The sequence below is a fragment of the Virgibacillus alimentarius genome (assembly GCF_000709085.1).
Classification (GTDB): Bacteria; Bacillota; Bacilli; order Bacillales; family Amphibacillaceae; genus Virgibacillus_B; species Virgibacillus_B alimentarius.
Window position 1 is genome coordinate 1 of sequence record NZ_JFBD01000040.1, and the last position, 17063, is coordinate 17063.

General features: G+C 36.2%; 17 protein-coding genes, 1 other RNA gene and 1 riboswitch. Of the genes, 13 read left to right on the forward strand and 5 right to left on the reverse strand.

What is annotated here, in order from left to right:
• Window positions 1-28 precede the first annotated feature (28 nt).
• Together ptsP and GZ63_RS0106840 are read right to left on the reverse strand one after the other, a co-directional pair.
• A complete protein-coding gene (ptsP, locus tag GZ63_RS0106835; RefSeq protein WP_029268149.1) occupies window positions 29-1741 on the reverse strand; it encodes a phosphoenolpyruvate--protein phosphotransferase in 1713 nt (570 codons plus the stop codon).
• 124 nt (window positions 1742-1865) lie between these two features.
• On the reverse strand, window positions 1866-2777 hold the full coding sequence (locus GZ63_RS0106840) for an alpha/beta hydrolase (RefSeq protein WP_029268151.1): 912 nt from the start codon (window positions 2775-2777) through the stop codon (window positions 1866-1868).
• 118 nt (window positions 2778-2895) lie between these two features.
• Between GZ63_RS0106840 and secG the strand changes: the two genes are divergently transcribed.
• From secG to GZ63_RS0106865, 6 genes are all read left to right on the forward strand, one after another.
• Window positions 2896-3126, forward strand: a complete 231-nt coding sequence (gene secG, locus GZ63_RS0106845; protein WP_029268153.1) for a preprotein translocase subunit SecG — start codon at window positions 2896-2898, stop codon at window positions 3124-3126.
• A gap of 94 nt (window positions 3127-3220) precedes the next feature.
• Window positions 3221-3967, forward strand: a complete 747-nt coding sequence (locus GZ63_RS0106850; protein ID WP_029268155.1) for an alpha/beta hydrolase — start codon at window positions 3221-3223, stop codon at window positions 3965-3967.
• A gap of 48 nt (window positions 3968-4015) precedes the next feature.
• Window positions 4016-6220, forward strand: a complete 2205-nt coding sequence (rnr, locus tag GZ63_RS0106855) for a ribonuclease R (protein WP_038221030.1) — start codon at window positions 4016-4018, stop codon at window positions 6218-6220.
• 119 nt (window positions 6221-6339) lie between these two features.
• A complete protein-coding gene (smpB, locus tag GZ63_RS0106860; protein WP_029268159.1) occupies window positions 6340-6804 on the forward strand; it encodes an SsrA-binding protein SmpB in 465 nt (154 codons plus the stop codon).
• A 133-nt stretch (window positions 6805-6937) separates the two neighbouring features.
• Window positions 6938-7300, forward strand: a transfer-messenger RNA (tmRNA) gene (gene ssrA / locus GZ63_RS17345).
• Between the two features lie 348 nt (window positions 7301-7648).
• Window positions 7649-8098, forward strand: a complete 450-nt coding sequence (locus GZ63_RS0106865) for a hypothetical protein (RefSeq protein ID WP_029268161.1) — start codon at window positions 7649-7651, stop codon at window positions 8096-8098.
• A 444-nt stretch (window positions 8099-8542) separates the two neighbouring features.
• On the opposite strand, the gene GZ63_RS17845 is transcribed toward GZ63_RS0106865, so the two are convergent.
• Both GZ63_RS17845 and thiC read right to left on the reverse strand, forming a co-directional pair.
• Window positions 8543-8710, reverse strand: a complete 168-nt coding sequence (locus tag GZ63_RS17845; RefSeq protein WP_156947692.1) for a serine protease — start codon at window positions 8708-8710, stop codon at window positions 8543-8545.
• A gap of 20 nt (window positions 8711-8730) precedes the next feature.
• Window positions 8731-10515: a phosphomethylpyrimidine synthase ThiC gene (gene thiC, locus GZ63_RS0106880; protein WP_029268163.1), complete on the reverse strand. Its 1785-nt coding sequence runs from the start codon at window positions 10513-10515 to the stop codon at window positions 8731-8733.
• Between the two features lie 122 nt (window positions 10516-10637).
• Window positions 10638-10752, reverse strand: a riboswitch (TPP riboswitch).
• Between the two features lie 198 nt (window positions 10753-10950).
• On the opposite strand from thiC, the gene GZ63_RS0106885 reads away from it, so the two are divergent.
• The 6 genes from GZ63_RS0106885 (at window position 10951) to GZ63_RS0106910 (ending at window position 15502) form a co-directional block, all read left to right on the forward strand.
• Entirely contained in the window at window positions 10951-11310 is a 360-nt protein-coding gene (locus GZ63_RS0106885; RefSeq protein WP_029268165.1) for a lmo0954 family membrane protein, read from the forward strand.
• A 13-nt stretch (window positions 11311-11323) separates the two neighbouring features.
• Window positions 11324-11959: a PspA/IM30 family protein gene (locus tag GZ63_RS0106890; protein WP_029268167.1), complete on the forward strand. Its 636-nt coding sequence runs from the start codon at window positions 11324-11326 to the stop codon at window positions 11957-11959.
• Window positions 11960-12070: 111 nt separating this feature from the next.
• Window positions 12071-12802: a cell wall-active antibiotics response protein LiaF gene (gene liaF / locus GZ63_RS0106895; RefSeq protein ID WP_029268169.1), complete on the forward strand. Its 732-nt coding sequence runs from the start codon at window positions 12071-12073 to the stop codon at window positions 12800-12802.
• Window positions 12799-13842 carry a sensor histidine kinase gene (locus GZ63_RS0106900; protein WP_029268171.1) on the forward strand — a complete coding sequence of 348 codons (1044 nt, stop codon included), beginning with the start codon at window positions 12799-12801 and terminating at the stop codon, window positions 13840-13842. Before liaF ends, GZ63_RS0106900 begins: the two co-directional genes overlap by 4 nt.
• Window positions 13835-14467: a response regulator transcription factor gene (locus GZ63_RS0106905; protein ID WP_029268173.1), complete on the forward strand. Its 633-nt coding sequence runs from the start codon at window positions 13835-13837 to the stop codon at window positions 14465-14467. The genes GZ63_RS0106900 and GZ63_RS0106905 overlap by 8 nt, the downstream gene beginning before the upstream one ends.
• Window positions 14468-14500: 33 nt before the next feature.
• Window positions 14501-15502 carry an LLM class flavin-dependent oxidoreductase gene (locus GZ63_RS0106910; protein WP_029268175.1) on the forward strand — a complete coding sequence of 334 codons (1002 nt, stop codon included), beginning with the start codon at window positions 14501-14503 and terminating at the stop codon, window positions 15500-15502.
• 19 nt (window positions 15503-15521) lie between these two features.
• Here the strand turns inward: GZ63_RS0106910 and GZ63_RS0106915 are convergent, their stop codons facing one another.
• Window positions 15522-16568, reverse strand: a complete 1047-nt coding sequence (locus GZ63_RS0106915; protein ID WP_029268177.1) for an aromatic acid exporter family protein — start codon at window positions 16566-16568, stop codon at window positions 15522-15524.
• 308 nt (window positions 16569-16876) lie between these two features.
• On the opposite strand from GZ63_RS0106915, the gene GZ63_RS18080 reads away from it, so the two are divergent.
• Window positions 16877-16987 (forward strand): YhfH family protein, encoded by a 111-nt coding sequence (locus GZ63_RS18080; RefSeq protein WP_198020914.1) that lies wholly within the window; start codon window positions 16877-16879, stop codon window positions 16985-16987.
• The last annotated feature ends 76 nt before the right edge of the window (window positions 16988-17063 follow it).

Here is a 17063-nt window from a genome sequence, read left to right on the forward strand (position 1 = left end):
AGTTTTGTCCCAGCCTCTTTTCTTTCTATTATTCCGTTTTTTCTTTAATAAAAGCTTCAATTTCTTCTGCAGTTCCCATGGAAAGGAATGTATCCTTGTATGATGCTAATTTTTCTTTGGATAAGTTACTAATCTGAGTACGCGCTGGTAGAATAGATGTAGCACTCATGCTAAATTCATCTAACCCTAGTCCTAATAAAATAGGAATAGCAATAGGATCTCCGGCCATTTCACCGCACATGCCTACCCATTTACCCTCATGATGGGCTGCTTCGATCACATTGTTTACTAAATTTAAGATTGCTGGATGGTAAGGCTGATATAAATAAGAAACTCTTTCATTCATCCGGTCAGCTGCCATTGTGTATTGGATCAAATCATTTGTTCCAATACTGAAGAAATCTACTTCTTTCGCAAATTGTTTCGCAGTAACTGCTGTTGATGGTATTTCAACCATAATTCCAACTTCGATATGGTCAGAAACTTTTACATCTTCTTTTTGCAAGGCTTCCTTTTCATCAAGAAAAATTGCTTTTGCTTGCCTAAATTCCTCAAGTGTTGCAATCATTGGGAACATAATTTTTAAATTTCCATGAACACTTGCGCGAAGCAGCGCACGTAATTGTGTCCGGAATATATCTTCATTTTCTAAGCAGAATCGAATAGCCCGAAAACCTAAAAATGGGTTGAGTTCTTTAGGTAAATCCAAATAATTTAATTCTTTGTCTCCACCAATATCAAGTGTTCGTACGACAACAGGCTTGTCTCCCATCTGTTCTAACACAGACTTGTATGCATCATATTGTTCATCTTCCGTTGGGAGCACATTTTTACCCATGTATAAAAACTCAGTTCGGTAAAGGCCAACCCCCTCACCACCGTTGTTTAACACTCCCTCAATGTCTTCAGGAGTTCCAATATTCGCAGCTAATTCTACCTGCTCCTTGTCTTTTGTAAACGTTGGTTCATTTTTTAGCTTTGCCCATTCATCTTTTTGTTTTAAAAAGTCCTCTTGCTTTTTACGATAGGCTACCAACTCTTCCTCTGTTGGGTTAATAATGATGGTGCCTTCTATGCCATCGACGATGATCACATCATTTTCTTCTGATCGCTCTGTAATTTCTTTAGTACCTACAATAGCAGGAATTTCTAGTGACCTCGCCATGATTGCTGAATGGGATGTACGTCCGCCAATGTCTGTTACAAATCCTTTAACAAAATCACGATTCAGTTGTGCGGTATCTGATGGTGTCAAGTCATGTGCTATAACAATAACTTCTTCGTCAATTAAGGCCGGGTTTGGAAAGTTTACTCCGAGTAAATGCGCCATGACTCGTTTTGTAACGTCCTGAATATCAGCGGCACGTTCACGCATATATTCATTTTCCATATTTTTAAACATATCAATAAACATATTTGCTATTTCTTCTAATGCAGCTTCTGCCATTGTGTTGTCTGATTTAATTTTGTCCTTGATCGGATTAATAAGCTCAGGATCTCCAAGCACAAGTAAATGAGCTGAAAAAATTTCAGCATGTTCTTCTCCGATCGCTTGCTTCGTGTGCTCTTTAATTTTCTCCAATTCTATTTTGGATATTTCTAGCGCTTTATCTAAACGTTCTATTTCTTTTTCTGGATTATCAATTGTAACTTTTTCAAAAGTTAAGTCTGGTGTAACAAGTTGATATGCTTTTGCGATTGCTATACCAGAAGATGCAGCAATTCCTTGTAACTTTTTCATGATGCTTGTCCAACCTTTCACTTTTAGTTATAAACAACCATTCCTATTGTAAACGGTTTGTATAAAGGGTTTCAAGCAAAGCTAGCTGGGATTTTAAATGTAATCGTTTAATAAAAATAATCATTTATAACTGTGTTTGTATCCACTTAAATATAGCCGAGAATACCTCTTCCTTATTCCCTTCACTTAGTAATTCGTGCCGACCATTTTCAAATAGCATGGTGGTAATATCAGACAGACCTGCCTGTCTGAATAGATGTGCTGTTTTCCAAACTCCTTTAGAATAGTCCCCGACTGGATCGGCATCTCCACTAATGATTAGCATGGGGAGGTCCTTGCGAATAAATGCATTTCTTTTTTTATTATGAATATCTTCTAAGCCAGTCATCAAATCATAGAAAAAACGAGCAGTAGGAATAAAACCAGTATGTGGATCATTTATATATTCCTGTATTGCTTTTTCATCGCTTGATAGCCAATCAAAGCCTGTTTTTTTTGCTGCAATTCTTTTATTATAAGTTCCAAAAACTAGTGAATTCATGAGTTTTGATTTTTCTTTTGGGGGTAATATGGAAGCGAGTGCTTTCGCTGTCTTAATCCTCAGCCCATAGTGAAATCCAGTACCAGATAAAATGACTCCATTTACGGCATCACTTTGATGTTGGATATACTTTCTTGTTAAAAATGATCCCATACTATGTCCAAATAAGATAATGGGAGTATTAGGGTAATCTTGTTTAATTTGTTTTGTTACTTCATATAAATCAAGGGCTGTTTTTGTAAAACCTTCTTTATCTGACAGATAACCAAACAGTCCCTGCTTTTCGCCTGTCTGACCGTGTCCGCGATGATCATTCCCATAAACAAATATATTTTGATTTAATAAAAAGTGAGAAAAAGTACCGTATCGCCTGATATGTTCTACCATGCCATGAGCAATTTGTATAATCGCTTTTGGTTGCTGTGCTTCTTTATACCACTTTTTAACAAAAATCGACTCATCATCATGTGATTTTATCCAAAAGTCTTTTTCCATGATTCTCCTCCATTACATATGTTTGTTTTTAGTTTATCATATTTAGAATATTTGCTTGATATTTAAATCAAAATTATGCTAAAGTATTGATTAGGCAATGCAGGAGGTGTCACCTAACATGGGTGGTTTAGTAAATACTTTATTAATTATTGATGCAATTATTATGATTGTACTTGTATTACTTCAATCTGGAAAAAGTGAAGGCCTTTCGGGGGCTATTTCTGGAGGGGCTGAACAATTATTCGGTAAACAGAAAGCACGAGGTCTGGATTTAGTATTACATCGTGGTACAGTAATAACTGGAACGCTGTTTTTTATTTTAGCTTTTTTAAGTGCGTATGTTATATAGTGAAAGATGACCCTTATTACAAAAAAATGTGGTAGGGGGTTTTTATTTTGTAAAATAAGGAATGATAGTAAATGAATAAGGAGATGCAGTTTAAATGAAAATAAAAGAACCACAACCATTTACGTTTGAAGCAGGGCCTCGGGCAGTATTATTATTGCATGGGTTCACAGGTCATACTGCTGATGTACGTATGCTTGGACGATTTTTAGAGAAAAAAGGCTATACCAGTCACGCCCCAATATATGCAGGTCACGGAAAACCGCCTGAAGCGTTGCTTGATGTCAGTGCTGAAGATTGGTGGGAAGATGTAAAAAGCGCATATAAATATTTACAAGATCTTGGATATGAAGAGATCGCTGTTGCCGGTTTGTCATTAGGTGGTGTCTTAGGATCGAAGCTTGCATATTCAAACAAAGTCAAAGCATTGATACCAATGTGTGCACCGATGTTTTTTGATAATGAAAAGCAACTGACGTTAGGATTTGAATCCTTTTCCAGGGAGTATAAACAATTAGAGGAAAAGGACGAAGCAGTAATAGAAAAAGAAGTGGATGCACTTATAGAAGACACGGCACCTTTATTTAAGCAATTAGGAGAGCTTATTACGGATGTAAAAAATCATATTGATATGATCTATACACCTACAATGGTTGTCCAGGCAAGGAAAGATGAAATGATAAATATAGAAAGTGCAAATTATATTTATGATAATATAGAGTCAGATGATAAAGAAATGAAATGGTATGAAGAATCTGGCCACGTCATTACATTGGATAAAGAAAGAAATCAGTTACATGAAGATATTTACCAGTTTTTAGAAAAATTAGATTGGAAAGAATGATTATTATCATAATAAAGGTTAACAATAGAAATGAAAGAAGGTGAGCAGATGGAACAAGATATAAAAGAAAAGATACGGGAATTCTTTAATGAAAACGGAACAAGGCCATTGTCTGTAGAGGAATTGGAAGAGAAATTGGATTTAAGTTATTCCGAAGATTTTAAACAGCTTATTATATCATTAAATGAACTGGAAGATACAGGTGAGCTTGTTCGTACAAGAAAAAACCGGTTTGGATTACCAGAAAAAATGAATCTAATTCGTGGAAAGATACAAATGCATGCAAAAGGCTTTGCGTTTTTAATTCCTGATGATGAAGATCAAGGTGATGTATACATTCACCACTCCGATCTAGCTTCAGCCATGAATGATGATAAAGTCATGGTACGGATTGAAAAGAAAGATGTCGATGGGAATCGTCCAGAGGGGACAGTCATACGTATTCTTGAGCGGGCCATTCATACAGTCGTTGGCACATTTGAAGATAATCGGGCATTTGGTTTTGTTATTGCAGATGATAAGCGGATTCCCAATGATATATTTATACCAAAAAGCATGACAAATGGGGCTGTAAGTGGCCATAAAGTGATCGCACATATTACAAAATACCCTGAAGGACGAAAAAGTGCTGAAGGAGAAATAATACAAATCCTAGGCCATAAAAATGATCCTGGTATCGATATCATTTCGATTATTTATAAGCATGGTATTAAAATCGATTTTTCTCAGGAAGTGTTAGATCAGGCGGCACAAGCTCCGGAAGTTATTTCAGAAGAAGAAATAAAAGGACGTCGGGACTTGCGAGCAGAAACCATTGTAACGATAGACGGGGCGGATGCGAAAGATTTGGACGATGCGATCAGTGTGAAATTATTAGATAATGGAAATTATCAATTAGGTGTCTATATTGCAGATGTAAGTTATTATTTAGAACAAGGTACACCGATGGATAAAGAAGCATATGAACGGGGGACAAGTGTTTATCTCGTAGATCGAGTAATACCAATGATTCCACATCGCTTATCTAATGGAATTTGTTCGTTAAATCCGCATGTGGATCGATTAACACTAGGATGTGAAATGGAAATTAGCCCCGCTGGGGATATTGTTAATCATTCTATTTTCCCTTGTGTTATTCAATCAAAAGAACGCATGACTTATAAGGATGTCAATAAAATTTTAGTCGACCATGATGTAGAGTTAAGAGAAAAATATAAAGAGCTCGTACCGATGTTCGAGAAGATGGCCGAGTTAGCACAGGTTTTAAACAGAAAGCGAATGGGCCGTGGAGCTATTGACTTTGATTTTAAGGAAGCTCAGGTGTTAGTAGATGAAAATGGAAAAGCAACAGATGTTGTCCTGCGCGAACGCTCTGTTGGTGAACGTCTGATTGAAGAATTTATGCTAGCAGCGAATGAAACGGTCGCAGAACATTTTCACTGGTTGGATGTTCCTTTTATACACAGGATCCATGAAGACCCAGATGAAGGGAAGCTCCAGCATTTCTTTGAATTTATTGCAGGTTTAGGATATGTAGTTAAAGGCACTGCAAATGAAATACACCCCCAAGCACTGCAAAAAGTGATTGAAGAAGTGCGGGGAGAGAAAGAAGAAATGATTGTTTCGAAATTAATGTTGCGTTCCATGAAACAAGCGAAATATGACCCGCAAAGTGTTGGACACTTTGGATTAGCAACTGAATTTTATACACATTTTACATCACCAATTCGACGGTACCCGGATCTCATTGTACACCGCTTGATCCGGACATATTTAATAAATAAACAAATGGATAAAAAGACCATTGATTACTGGAAGGAACATTTACCGGAAATCGCCAGACACACATCTGAAATGGAAAGGGCTGCTGTTGATACAGAGAGAGAAACCGATGATCTGAAAAAGGCCGAATTCATGGAAGATAAAGTTGGCGAAGAATTTGATGGAGTCATCAGTTCAGTAACCAGTTTTGGCATGTTTGTGGAATTGGAAAACACGGTTGAGGGACTTGTTCATGTTAGCTATTTAACGGATGATTATTATCATTTCGATGATCGAAATCACGCATTGATTGGAGAGCGGACAGCTAAAATGTACCGAATCGGGGATGAGGTAAAAGTTAAGGTAGTCAGTGTTAATTTAGATGAACATGTCGTTGATTTTGAACTAGTTCATAGTCATGCAACCACACAAAACGCTAACACGGCACTAAAGAAAAAAGGAAAACGAAAAAGAAAATCAAAACGCAAGTAAATCATTGCTGGTCCATAGGATGACTTTGGATCAGTAATGGTGTTCTGTATCCTTATTCTTGGCATAGGTTCTGATATTTGTTAAAATAAAGTTTATGGAAGAAGTAGGAGGAAGCCTTTATGCCTAAAGGATATGGAAAAACACTCGCACAAAATAGAAAAGCTTCACATGATTACTTTATTGAAGAAACATATGAGGCTGGTATTGTACTACGGGGAACAGAAATCAAATCAATACGCGCTGGACGTATAAATATAAAAGATTCCCATGCTAGAATCATTAATGGTGAAGTACAGCTGATTAATATGCATATTGCACCATATGAACAAGGGAATCGGTTTAATCATGATCCCACACGTTCGCGAAAGTTATTGCTGCATAGAAAACAAATCAACAAGTTAATTGGTCTAACGCAACAACAGGGTTATGCACTTATTCCATTAAAAATATATATTAAAAATGGTGTTGCCAAAGTATTAATTGGACTAGGAAAAGGGAAGAAAAAATACGATAAGCGGGAAGATCTTAAGCAAAAGCAAATGAAGCGGGATATAGACCGTGCCATAAAAGATCAAATGAGATAAAAGTATTGAACTGCTTGTAAATTCTTCCATGGGTTGATTTCAATCTGTCATATGATATAATAAATAATGTAGTTAATGATATGATAATTAAATATTGCTCAGGTAAACAATCCCGAGCGTTACTCATTTATATGGGGACGTTACGGATTCGACAGGGATAGATCGAGCTTGGGTTGCACGTCGAGGTTACGACTCGTAAAACGTTATGCCTATAATAACTGGCAAAACTAATAATCAACCTGCTTTAGCTGCTGCGTAAGTAGTCCTAAAGCGATCCTTCCTGCTTTCGCCCGTGAAGCAGATTGAAGGGTCTCAAATGAAACGGGCTATACTGTCATCCACCGTCTGAGGATAACAGTTGAAATGAATCAGACTAGCTACTTCAAAGCCCGTTGGTAGGCTGAGAAGCTAGTGAATGATAATATACCAACTATGCGTGTAGAAGCCTGAGTGGCGATATCTTTGGACGTGGGTTCGATTCCCACCGTCTCCACCAATACATAATTTGGTGGTTTTTTTAATGTAAAAAACTAAAAAACTGCTAAAAGCGTAGAAAAGACGTTTACTTTTATTACACAATGAAATCTACAGAAGAACGGTTTGCCGATTTTCTTTAATATATCCCTCACAATATAAATAAATTCCTTTTTTTATATTTCCGTTTTATAAAATATGCTACAATAAATTTCAGATCGCTCAAAATATAATAACTATACTGTTTTACATTCCATTACACAATTGCTATTCCTAAATCTTTTGAGCACGGATCACGGATATAATAAATAAGCTCACATATGAAATGGAGTTGCTAAAGCAGATGAATGTTGATTAGAGGTGGATGACTATGAAACTAAAGTATATCATGATAATTTTAGGTATTCTTCTATTGGTAGGGTGTAGTAACAGCGATTCTGAGGAAAACAAGCAAGCCGATAAAACTGATGCGGAACAAAGTGAACCAACTAAAGTAGATCAGAATGCTTCTATTGATTTTAAAGAAGTTATCATAACGATTGTAGATCAGAAAAATGTAACGATCGAAGGGAAAATAAAGGCAAAAAATGCTTCAGCTTTTTATCGTGTGGAACATGATTCTGTCCTGGTAGATGAAACGGAACTGGATTTTAAGCAAATGGATGAGGGGTGGAGTGACTTTGATATTAAGTTAACACTCTCTGACAAAGTTGTGGAATCAGGAAAATTACCGGCACTAAAACTATATGGAAAAGATAAATATGGCAACGAATTATATCCAAATTATCTGCCAATTGATTACATCCGACAAAGTTATTAATTAATCAAATATAGAAAGTGGTGTGTTAACATACCAGTTTGTCAAAATTCTGGAAAGAAATGGACATGGGTGCAAACAATTAAAACAATAGTACGGCTGAAGTGTCCATATTGTGGGTCAAAACAACATGAAACGGCATCATCAAGGAAAAGGAGTCCCATTTGCTCGCTCCGTTACTGATTGTATTGCCAGTTAACGCACTATTAGATTTAACTTGGTCAAAATTTTTTATATTTCTGACTGCTATGATTATCGTTATAATAGGAACATATCCTCTCACGTTAAAGCTATTCAATGATAAAGAACCTTAATGGTAAGGTTTATGCCAAAAATAAAACGCAGGTATCTGCGTTTTATTTTTGAGTATTAAGCGAAAGCGTGCTGGCGGGGCAAATATAAAAAGCGTACTGGATTATTATAACCATCTTCAATAGAATCTTTGTTTTAGTAATAAAATACTTCTACCTTGTGGCATTTTTTACATTTATTAAAGTTGGGATGGTATTTAAATTGATGATTACAATTTTTCTGGATGTTTTTTAATCGGTTTTCTAAACGGGAAATATGCTTTAATGCAAGCTCAATTTCTTCTTCAATCTGTTGCACTTCCATGTCATTCATTCCCCCAGTATTTATTGATAAATTGTTCCACCTGACTTTTTGAATTCTTCAGCTTTTTCTTGCATCCCTTTTTCAATATCTTCTTTAGTGAATAATTTATTTTCTTTTGCATAGTTGCGTATATCTTGAGAAATTCGCATACTGCAAAATTTTGGTCCACACATGGAGCAAAAATGAGCTGTTTTTGCATTCTCGGCAGGGAGTGTTTCATCATGATATTCCATTGCACGTTCTGGGTCTAACGAAAGATTAAATTGATCTCTCCAACGAAATTCAAAACGCGCTTTTGAAAGGGCATCATCACGCTTTTGTGCATTAGGATGGCCTTTAGCTAAATCTGCTGCATGTGCAGCGATTTTATACGTAATAACACCTTCACGAACATCGTCTTTATTAGGAAGCCCCAGATGTTCTTTAGGTGTGACATAACACAGCATAGCTGTTCCATACCAGCCAATCATCGCTGCTCCGATTGCAGAAGTAATATGATCATATCCTGGTGCAATGTCAGTTGTTAGCGGACCAAGTGTATAAAATGGAGCTTCACGGCAAATTTCAAGTTGCTTATCCATATTTTCTTTAATCAAGTGCATTGGTACATGTCCAGGACCTTCTACCATGACTTGAACGTCGTGTTTCCATGCTAGTTTAGTTAATTCCCCCAGTGTTTCTAGCTCTGCAAATTGTGCTTCATCGTTTGCATCAGCTATCGACCCAGGACGTAAGCCATCTCCTAGAGAAAATGCAACATCGTAAGTTTTCATAATTTCACAAATTTCTTCAAAATGTGTATATAGAAAACTCTCTTTATGATGGTATAGACACCATTGAGCCATAATGGATCCGCCCCGAGAAACAATGCCTGTCTTTCTTTTTGCTGTTAATGGAATATATCGGAGTAAAACCCCTGCATGAATCGTAAAATAATCAACTCCCTGTTCTGCTTGTTCAATTAAAGTATCTCTGTAAATTTCCCACGTAAGGTCCTCTGCTACACCGTTAACTTTTTCCAACGCTTGATAAATTGGAACAGTACCAACAGGAACGGGTGAATTTCGAATGATCCACTCCCGGGTTGTATGAATGTTTTTTCCTGTAGATAAATCCATGATCGTATCAGCACCCCATCGGGTAGCCCATGTCATTTTTTCAACTTCTTGTTCGATAGAGGAAGAAACAGCTGAATTCCCAATATTCGCATTTATTTTTACATGAAAATTTCGCCCAATGATCATTGGTTCTGTTTCTGGATGGTTTATATTAGACGGAATAATAGCTCGTCCACTAGCCACCTCATCACGTACAAAAGCCGGATCCATATTTTCTCTAATAGCTATAAACTCCATTTCCGGTGTTATCTTTCCATTCTTCGCATAATGCAATTGGGTGACATTTTGTCCTTTTTTTGCTCTTAAAACATTTGGATTTATTCTTGGAAAAATATTGCGGTCTGCTCTTGGATCATTTTCCATTTTAAAACCATTGTCTTCTGGTTTTATTTTTCTTTGTTCATATTCTTCGATATCACCTCGTTCATCTATCCATTTACTGCGAAGTGGAGAAACTCCTTTTCTAATATCGATATCATAATCTTGATCTGTGTAAGGGCCACTTGTGTCGTACACACGCAGCGGCGGATTTCTCTCTTCTCCGAAGGTACCAGTTGTAGGACTTAAAGCAATTTCTCGCATTGGTACTTTTATATCCGGTCTTGAACCTTGGATATACACCTTTTTACTACCAGAAAAACTGGACATAATCGAGATATTTTTTTCATTCAATGACGATTTGGACATAAAAAAACCTCTCCTTTTTTTGTTTTTGAAGGACGAGATTCTAGATATACAAGCGTAGATTTTTTGAGAAATGAAAAGCCGGTTCCAAATGGATGGACCCGGCTGAATGTACGATGGCATTATCTGTAATTGCTTAACTTTCCTACGCTGGTATGAACCAGATCAGGTCCCAAGAGTCAAGAAACCTCATAGCGTTTCTTTCTCAGCCCAGCTCATTGGACTCCCCTAGTTAAATATTCATTTTGAGAATAGTATAACTAATTTTTTAGGAAAGTCAAGTATATAAACAATTTTTTGACAGTAGATTTTTATTTTTTCGTCGGATATAGAACAATATACATCTTAAGTCTTAGAACAAAATAGAGCTCCGGCTCATTACGGTTTGTATGATTTTCAAATAAACTAGATCAAGTAAAGAAAAAGGAGGCGAAATAGTTGAAAAAGTTTTTGCTTTTTGTCGCAGGATTAGCAGCCTTGTTTATTTTGCTAATGAATATTGGACCAATGGTTTTATTAGGTGTCAGCATTTGGCTGCTTTATATTGTTTTTAAACAATTTCTTAAAAGTAATTCTACAGCAGGAAAGATTGGCTGGGTTATTGCTGGATTAGTCATTTTTGGAGTTGCTTTATCTAATATATATGCAGTATTAGGCATTGTTGCAGCATATGTATTATATGTGATCTTTACAAGCTGGAAAAGTGATGAAAAAGAATTAGGGACTGGACAAGTTTTGGATGCAGATGACCCATTTAAAAATTTTGAAAGACAGTGGGCAGAGTTACATAACCATTAAAAGGAGTGCTCAAATGACAAATATATTTACTCGTATAAAAGATTCAATTGCAGCAGATTTACATCACATGATGGATCAAAAGGAACAAAAAAATCCGATTGCGGCGTTGAATCAGTATTTACGTCAAAGTGAACAGGAAAAAGAAAAGGTCAGAAAGTTAGTTGAACGCCAGTATCGACTAAAAGGTGAATTTTCCAAAGAGTACCTTAAAGCGAAAGATTTCGCTGATAAACGATTAAAACAGGCAAATATTGCCGAAAAAGCTAGCGAAGAAGAAATGTACAATTTTGCAATGAAAGAACATGAAGAATATAAGGGACGAGCAGAGAGAATGAAAAACTCCCGGGAAGAAGCAATAACACAACTGGAAATACTAGAACAAAAGTATGAAGAAATGAAGCATAAATTAAAAGATATGCATTTGCGCCGGATGGAATTAATGGGACGTGAAAATATAGCGCACGCTAACCACCAAATAAATCTTGTAGTGAGTGAGGAAGCGGATCGTCCATACGCACGTTTTGCCGAAATGGAGCAATACATTGAAGGATTGGAATATAAAGTGAATAGTTCGTACTATAGAAGCACGTTTGACCGTAAGATTGCACAACTTGAGAAGGAAATGCAAGAAAACGCATCAGCGAAGTAAGTCCAATGTCTTTGTCATGCAGACGAAATTAGAAACATGGTATACTACTAAGACGCAGGCATACTGCGTCTTTTAAATTCCAAGCTAAATAACCAGAAAGGAGTTCCCTACATGTTTAAACGATTAACAACAGACACTTTGAATTGGATTATTATTATTGGGATGATTCTGTTTGTTATTGAAGTGTCCTTTTTTCATGGAGGGTTTATTTTTTCTACGTTATTTTCAGGTGCGCTCGTATACATAGGTTGGAAAAAATTTACACAATTATGGGGGAAAATCTGTTTTTGGATTGGTACAATTACCCTAATTTTTAGTGTGCTAAACATAATTGCCATACGATTTTTAATTGTAGTTGGTCTTATTATACTGATTATTCATTATGCGAAATCTAAAAATGAACCAGAGCGGATTGAACCGATAATTGAATTAGATGAAACAAAAGAAAATATAAGGGAAATAAAAATCACACCAGTATTGGATGCTGGGTTATTTGGTGATAAAGAAACAAGTGAAAAAGCATTTGCTTGGAGAGATATCAATATTCATGGATTCTTTGGTGATCGGGTCATTGATCTTAGCAGTACTGTTTTACCTGATGACACTTCAGTCATTTCCATAAGGCATATGATAGGTAATATTGTAATTTATGTACCTTATGAAGTTGAAATATGTATTCATCATAGTTCCATTTTTGGACGTGTTACCATTTTGGGAAATTACCACGGTAAATTAATGAACCAAACCATTTCCTATCAAACGGAAAATTATGTTCATACGGATCGCCGTGTTAAAATTATGACGTCTTTGTTATCTGGTGACATCGAGGTGAAGCGCATATGAATGTTGTTTTACGTCATGCCATGATAGGAATTGTTTTTAGTGTCTTACTTTCTCTTATCATGATGGGCTTTACATTTCTTACATTTCCACCAGAAGAGTGGTCGGTCCTAATGGAACGAGATGTCTGGGATATGCCTTTTCTCTTATTTGCATTAATCATTCCTGTCATGATTGGTGCTATTACCGGAATATCCGTTGGCTTGTATTGGCACAAGCGACTTCACCGTATCGATCGACAGCTAGATGAGCTAGTAAAAGGACAAAAAGTGACCATTTATGATGCACCAGAAAAAGAATTCATACAAATACAAACAAATATAAGGCAGCTAAGAGAGAAGCTGAATAAGCAAACAGAGCTTAAACAGCGTCAAGCGACTGAGCGTGCCCATGAGCGAGAAAGAACGTTACAGGAAGTAGTGATACAGGAGAGAAATCGTCTTGCCCGGGAGTTACATGACTCTGTCAGTCAGCAATTATTTGCTGCTTCCATGATGATGTCAGCAATTAATGAATCGACCCCACCCGAAGATCATGCTATCCAACAACAGCTTACGATGGTTGAGAAAATGATTAATCAATCACAGCTTGAAATGCGGGCTTTATTACTGCATTTACGACCTGTAGCCTTAAAAGGAAAATCATTAATCGACGGCATCAATGAATTGTTAGGTGAACTTACCCAAAAGGTTCCAATCGAAGTTGAATGGAAGGTGGAAACGTTACATCTAGATAAGGGAATTGAAGATCATTTATTTAGAATCTTACAAGAGTCCATTTCAAATACACTTCGGCATGCAAAAGCATTAACCATCCATGTTATGTTAATCGAACGGGATAATATTGTTATTTTACGTGTTGTTGATGATGGTGTTGGATTTGATATGGAGAAAACCCATACCAGTTCTTATGGACTGCAAAATATGAAAGAGCGTGCACATGAAGTCGGGGGAACCTTTAAAATTGTTAGTTTACCAAACCAGGGCACACAACTGGAAGTCAAAGTGCCACGATTAAGATATGAGGATGATGGTAATGATTAAAATATTATTTGCTGATGATCATGAAATGGTACGGATTGGTGTTTCATCCTATCTTTCAGCACAGACAGATATGGAAGTAATAGCAGAAGCGGCTGATGGTGGAGAAGCTGTACAAAAAGCCTTGGAATTAAAACCAGATGTAATATTGATGGACCTTGTTATGAACGAAATGGATGGTGTCGAGGCAACAAACCAAATTATAAAAGAATGGCCGGAAGCGAAAATAATTATCGTTACAAGCTTTCTTGATGATGAAAAAGTATATCCTGCACTAGAAGCTGGTGCTACAAGCTATATGTTAAAAACATCAAAGGCTAGTGAAATCGCCAGTGCAATTCGGGCTACATTTGATGGACAATCGATTTTAGAACCTGAGGTAACAGGGAAAATAATGAACCGGATGAGAGAAAAACAAGTTGATTATTTGCACCATCAATTAACAGGTCGTGAAATGGAAATTTTACTACTGATTACAGAAGGTAAAACGAATCAGGAGATTGCTGAACGACTGTATATTACAATAAAAACGGTGAAAGTTCATGTGAGTAATATTTTAGGAAAGCTTGAAGTACAGGACAGAACCCAGGCTGTTATTTATGCATTTAAACATAATCTTATAGATTAAGTACTATCAGTAGAGAAGGAGCGTGTGAAAGACATGAAATTAAGTATTCTTGATCAGGCACCGATTTCAGCTGGGAAAACAGCGCAGGAAGCACTAACAACTTCTGTAAATCTAGCCCGATCAGGCGAAAAATTTGGTTATACCCGCTACTGGATCGCGGAACATCATGACATAGGAGGATTAGCATGTCCAAATCCAGATGTGATGTTAGGGATAATCGGAGCACAAACAGACAGCATTCGTATTGGAGCAGGAGCTGTATTATTGCCGCATTATAAAGCCTATCGAGTAGCGGAAACGTATAATCTACTGGCAACATTGTTTCCAGGACGTATTGATCTAGGAATCGGACGGGCACCGGGCGGATCCGCAGAAGCTACAATGGCACTCTCGGATAACTATTTAGAAAAGGTCCGCGAGTACCCTGATTTACTGGATGAATTATCTCAGTTTTTAAATCAAAGTTTTCCGAGAGCGCATATGTTTTCAAAAATAGTAGCCTCGCCTGTTCCAGAGACAGCTCCACAACCTTGGTTGCTTGGAACAAGTGAAAAAAGTGCAATTTTAGCTGCCGAAAAAGGAATGCCATATACATTTGGCCAATTTATGAGTAAAGAGGATGGACCAAAAATTATCCGAAATTATAAAGAAAAATTTGTTCAAATACATCCTGCAAAAACGCCAAAAGTTATCGCAACGATTTCAGTAATTTGTGCGGATACAACAGAAGAGGCAGAAAATCTGGCTTTAAGTAATCAATTTTGGAAAGTGCTTCAGGATAAAGGAGAAGGAAATGATGGCGTTCCATCTGTCGAGGAAGCGAAGGCTTATTCTTTTAGTGACAAAGAAAAAAATAAGATGGAAAGAATGAAACAAAGAATGGTAATCGGCAATCCGAAAGAAGTCGCGGAGCAGCTTTATGATTTACAAAAACAGTACGATGTTGATGAATTTATGATGGTTACCATTACACATAGCTATGAAGCGAGGAAAAAATCATATGAATTAGTAGCAAACAAGATATTGGATGGTTAAAGAAAAAGAGGAAACGGTTTTAGTTCCTCTTTTTCTTTTGCTTTTTTCCCTCATGGTGTTGATAAAACTTTGTTACTAAGTTGTAGATCGATAGCAGCTCGTACATGATGATCAATTCAGGGGGAAAGTGAGTTGGATGCTGTTCATTATTTTTTGTGATTTCTTCATTGTCTTCCCAAAATAATTCTGTTAACTGCTTAAATTGCTTTTGGTGTTTTCGCGCATCATAATTTGAAGCATTTTTCATGCTATTTGACAGTTCATGAACTGCTTCCAGAATGATTCGTTTATCTTCTTCCAGCCATGATATTGATGTTAAAGGGGTGTTGATCAAATTATCTAGATGATAATTGATTAGTCTTAGCGTTACTAACTGATTTTGAGCAGTGTGAAATAAATATTTTTCATTTCCGATTAAGGGATGATATTGCGCCTCATCTTTTTGGAACCGGATAAGCGTTTCTGTTTGCTGTATCTTTTTATCTAGTTCTGCTATCATTTTTCTATCTGCAATATCCACTTCATGTTTATTTTTGATAATATCTTGAAATACCTTCATCACAACAATCCCCGTTTTTTTCCCTATACTTTGAACATTTTTAACAATATCTTTTGTATAATCTGGTGGTAAAATGAACATATTTACAACAGTGGATACAAGTAAACCGGTAGTTGTTGTTCCTAATCGAATAAAAAAAGAAATTAAATAATTACTATGAATTACTTCTACCATTGCAACAGCAGTTAGTGTTGCAACTAAGAGTCCAGCATGTAATTTTAATCTGAAACAAGTAGCAATTGTAAATACTGCAGCAAGCGTATATGTTATTGGAGAGTTTCCAAAAATTGAAATGAAAAAAACAGCGTAAGCAGAGCCTATTGCAGATGCCGGAAACCGAATAACCCCTTTTCTAATCGAATCTGAAACAGTAGGCTCTATCGTAACAATAGCTGTTATAACAGCAAAAACAGGGGGCCAGTTTAATAATTCACATATCCAGGCAGTGACAAATACTGCTACACCTGTTTTTAAAACACGCCCCCCTGCAAATTGAAATCGTTTCAAAACTCCATTCACCTCTAAAATTTCGTTATCCTCAACAACTTATTATAACAATAAATTTATTTTCTGTACTTAAAACAGTCTCTTTATAATAAAAACAATTATTCTTTCAAATAATCCAATAAATGTAAAGGAAATATTGGAAAAATTTATCAACCTTAAACCTTGTCACAGAAGGATTTAAGTAGTTTTAATTGACAGATAAATAAAATTTTTCTAAAAAAGGGGTTGATTTTTTAGAAAAAAGCGCATAGACTGTAATATAACAAATTAAATAAAAATAAACCTGTTATACAAAAGGGAGTTGAAGAATGATGGAATATACAATGAAAAAGGCAACTTGTCCGGAGTGTGGAAGATCGGTTGATGAAAGAAGCATGATACTAGAATGTGAATATTGTCTATCTAAAAAAGAGGATTAATTTTTTTTGAACCTATTGTTATAGTACAAAAGAAGAAAATTTCCTTTTGTACTATAACTGTACTAATTTTAACCTC

What these genes read in the sequence shown, in the direction of transcription:
- thiC (WP_029268163.1), bottom strand. Translation starts at nt 10,515, where the DNA reads ATGTCCAAATCGTCATTGAATGAAAAAAATATCTCGATTATGTCCAGT.
- rnr (WP_038221030.1), top strand. Translation starts at nt 4,016, where the DNA reads ATGGAACAAGATATAAAAGAAAAGATACGGGAATTCTTTAATGAAAAC.
- GZ63_RS0106865 (WP_029268161.1), top strand. Translation starts at nt 7,649, where the DNA reads ATGAAACTAAAGTATATCATGATAATTTTAGGTATTCTTCTATTGGTA.
- ptsP (WP_029268149.1), bottom strand. Translation starts at nt 1,741, where the DNA reads ATGAAAAAGTTACAAGGAATTGCTGCATCTTCTGGTATAGCAATCGCA.
- GZ63_RS0106840 (WP_029268151.1), bottom strand. Translation starts at nt 2,777, where the DNA reads ATGGAAAAAGACTTTTGGATAAAATCACATGATGATGAGTCGATTTTT.
- smpB (WP_029268159.1), top strand. Translation starts at nt 6,340, where the DNA reads ATGCCTAAAGGATATGGAAAAACACTCGCACAAAATAGAAAAGCTTCA.
- secG (WP_029268153.1), top strand. Translation starts at nt 2,896, where the DNA reads ATGGGTGGTTTAGTAAATACTTTATTAATTATTGATGCAATTATTATG.
- GZ63_RS17845 (WP_156947692.1), bottom strand. Translation starts at nt 8,710, where the DNA reads ATGGAAGTGCAACAGATTGAAGAAGAAATTGAGCTTGCATTAAAGCAT.
- liaF (WP_029268169.1), top strand. Translation starts at nt 12,071, where the DNA reads ATGTTTAAACGATTAACAACAGACACTTTGAATTGGATTATTATTATT.
- GZ63_RS0106905 (WP_029268173.1), top strand. Translation starts at nt 13,835, where the DNA reads ATGATTAAAATATTATTTGCTGATGATCATGAAATGGTACGGATTGGT.
- GZ63_RS0106910 (WP_029268175.1), top strand. Translation starts at nt 14,501, where the DNA reads ATGAAATTAAGTATTCTTGATCAGGCACCGATTTCAGCTGGGAAAACA.
- GZ63_RS18080 (WP_198020914.1), top strand. Translation starts at nt 16,877, where the DNA reads ATGATGGAATATACAATGAAAAAGGCAACTTGTCCGGAGTGTGGAAGA.
- GZ63_RS0106900 (WP_029268171.1), top strand. Translation starts at nt 12,799, where the DNA reads ATGAATGTTGTTTTACGTCATGCCATGATAGGAATTGTTTTTAGTGTC.
- GZ63_RS0106850 (WP_029268155.1), top strand. Translation starts at nt 3,221, where the DNA reads ATGAAAATAAAAGAACCACAACCATTTACGTTTGAAGCAGGGCCTCGG.
- GZ63_RS0106890 (WP_029268167.1), top strand. Translation starts at nt 11,324, where the DNA reads ATGACAAATATATTTACTCGTATAAAAGATTCAATTGCAGCAGATTTA.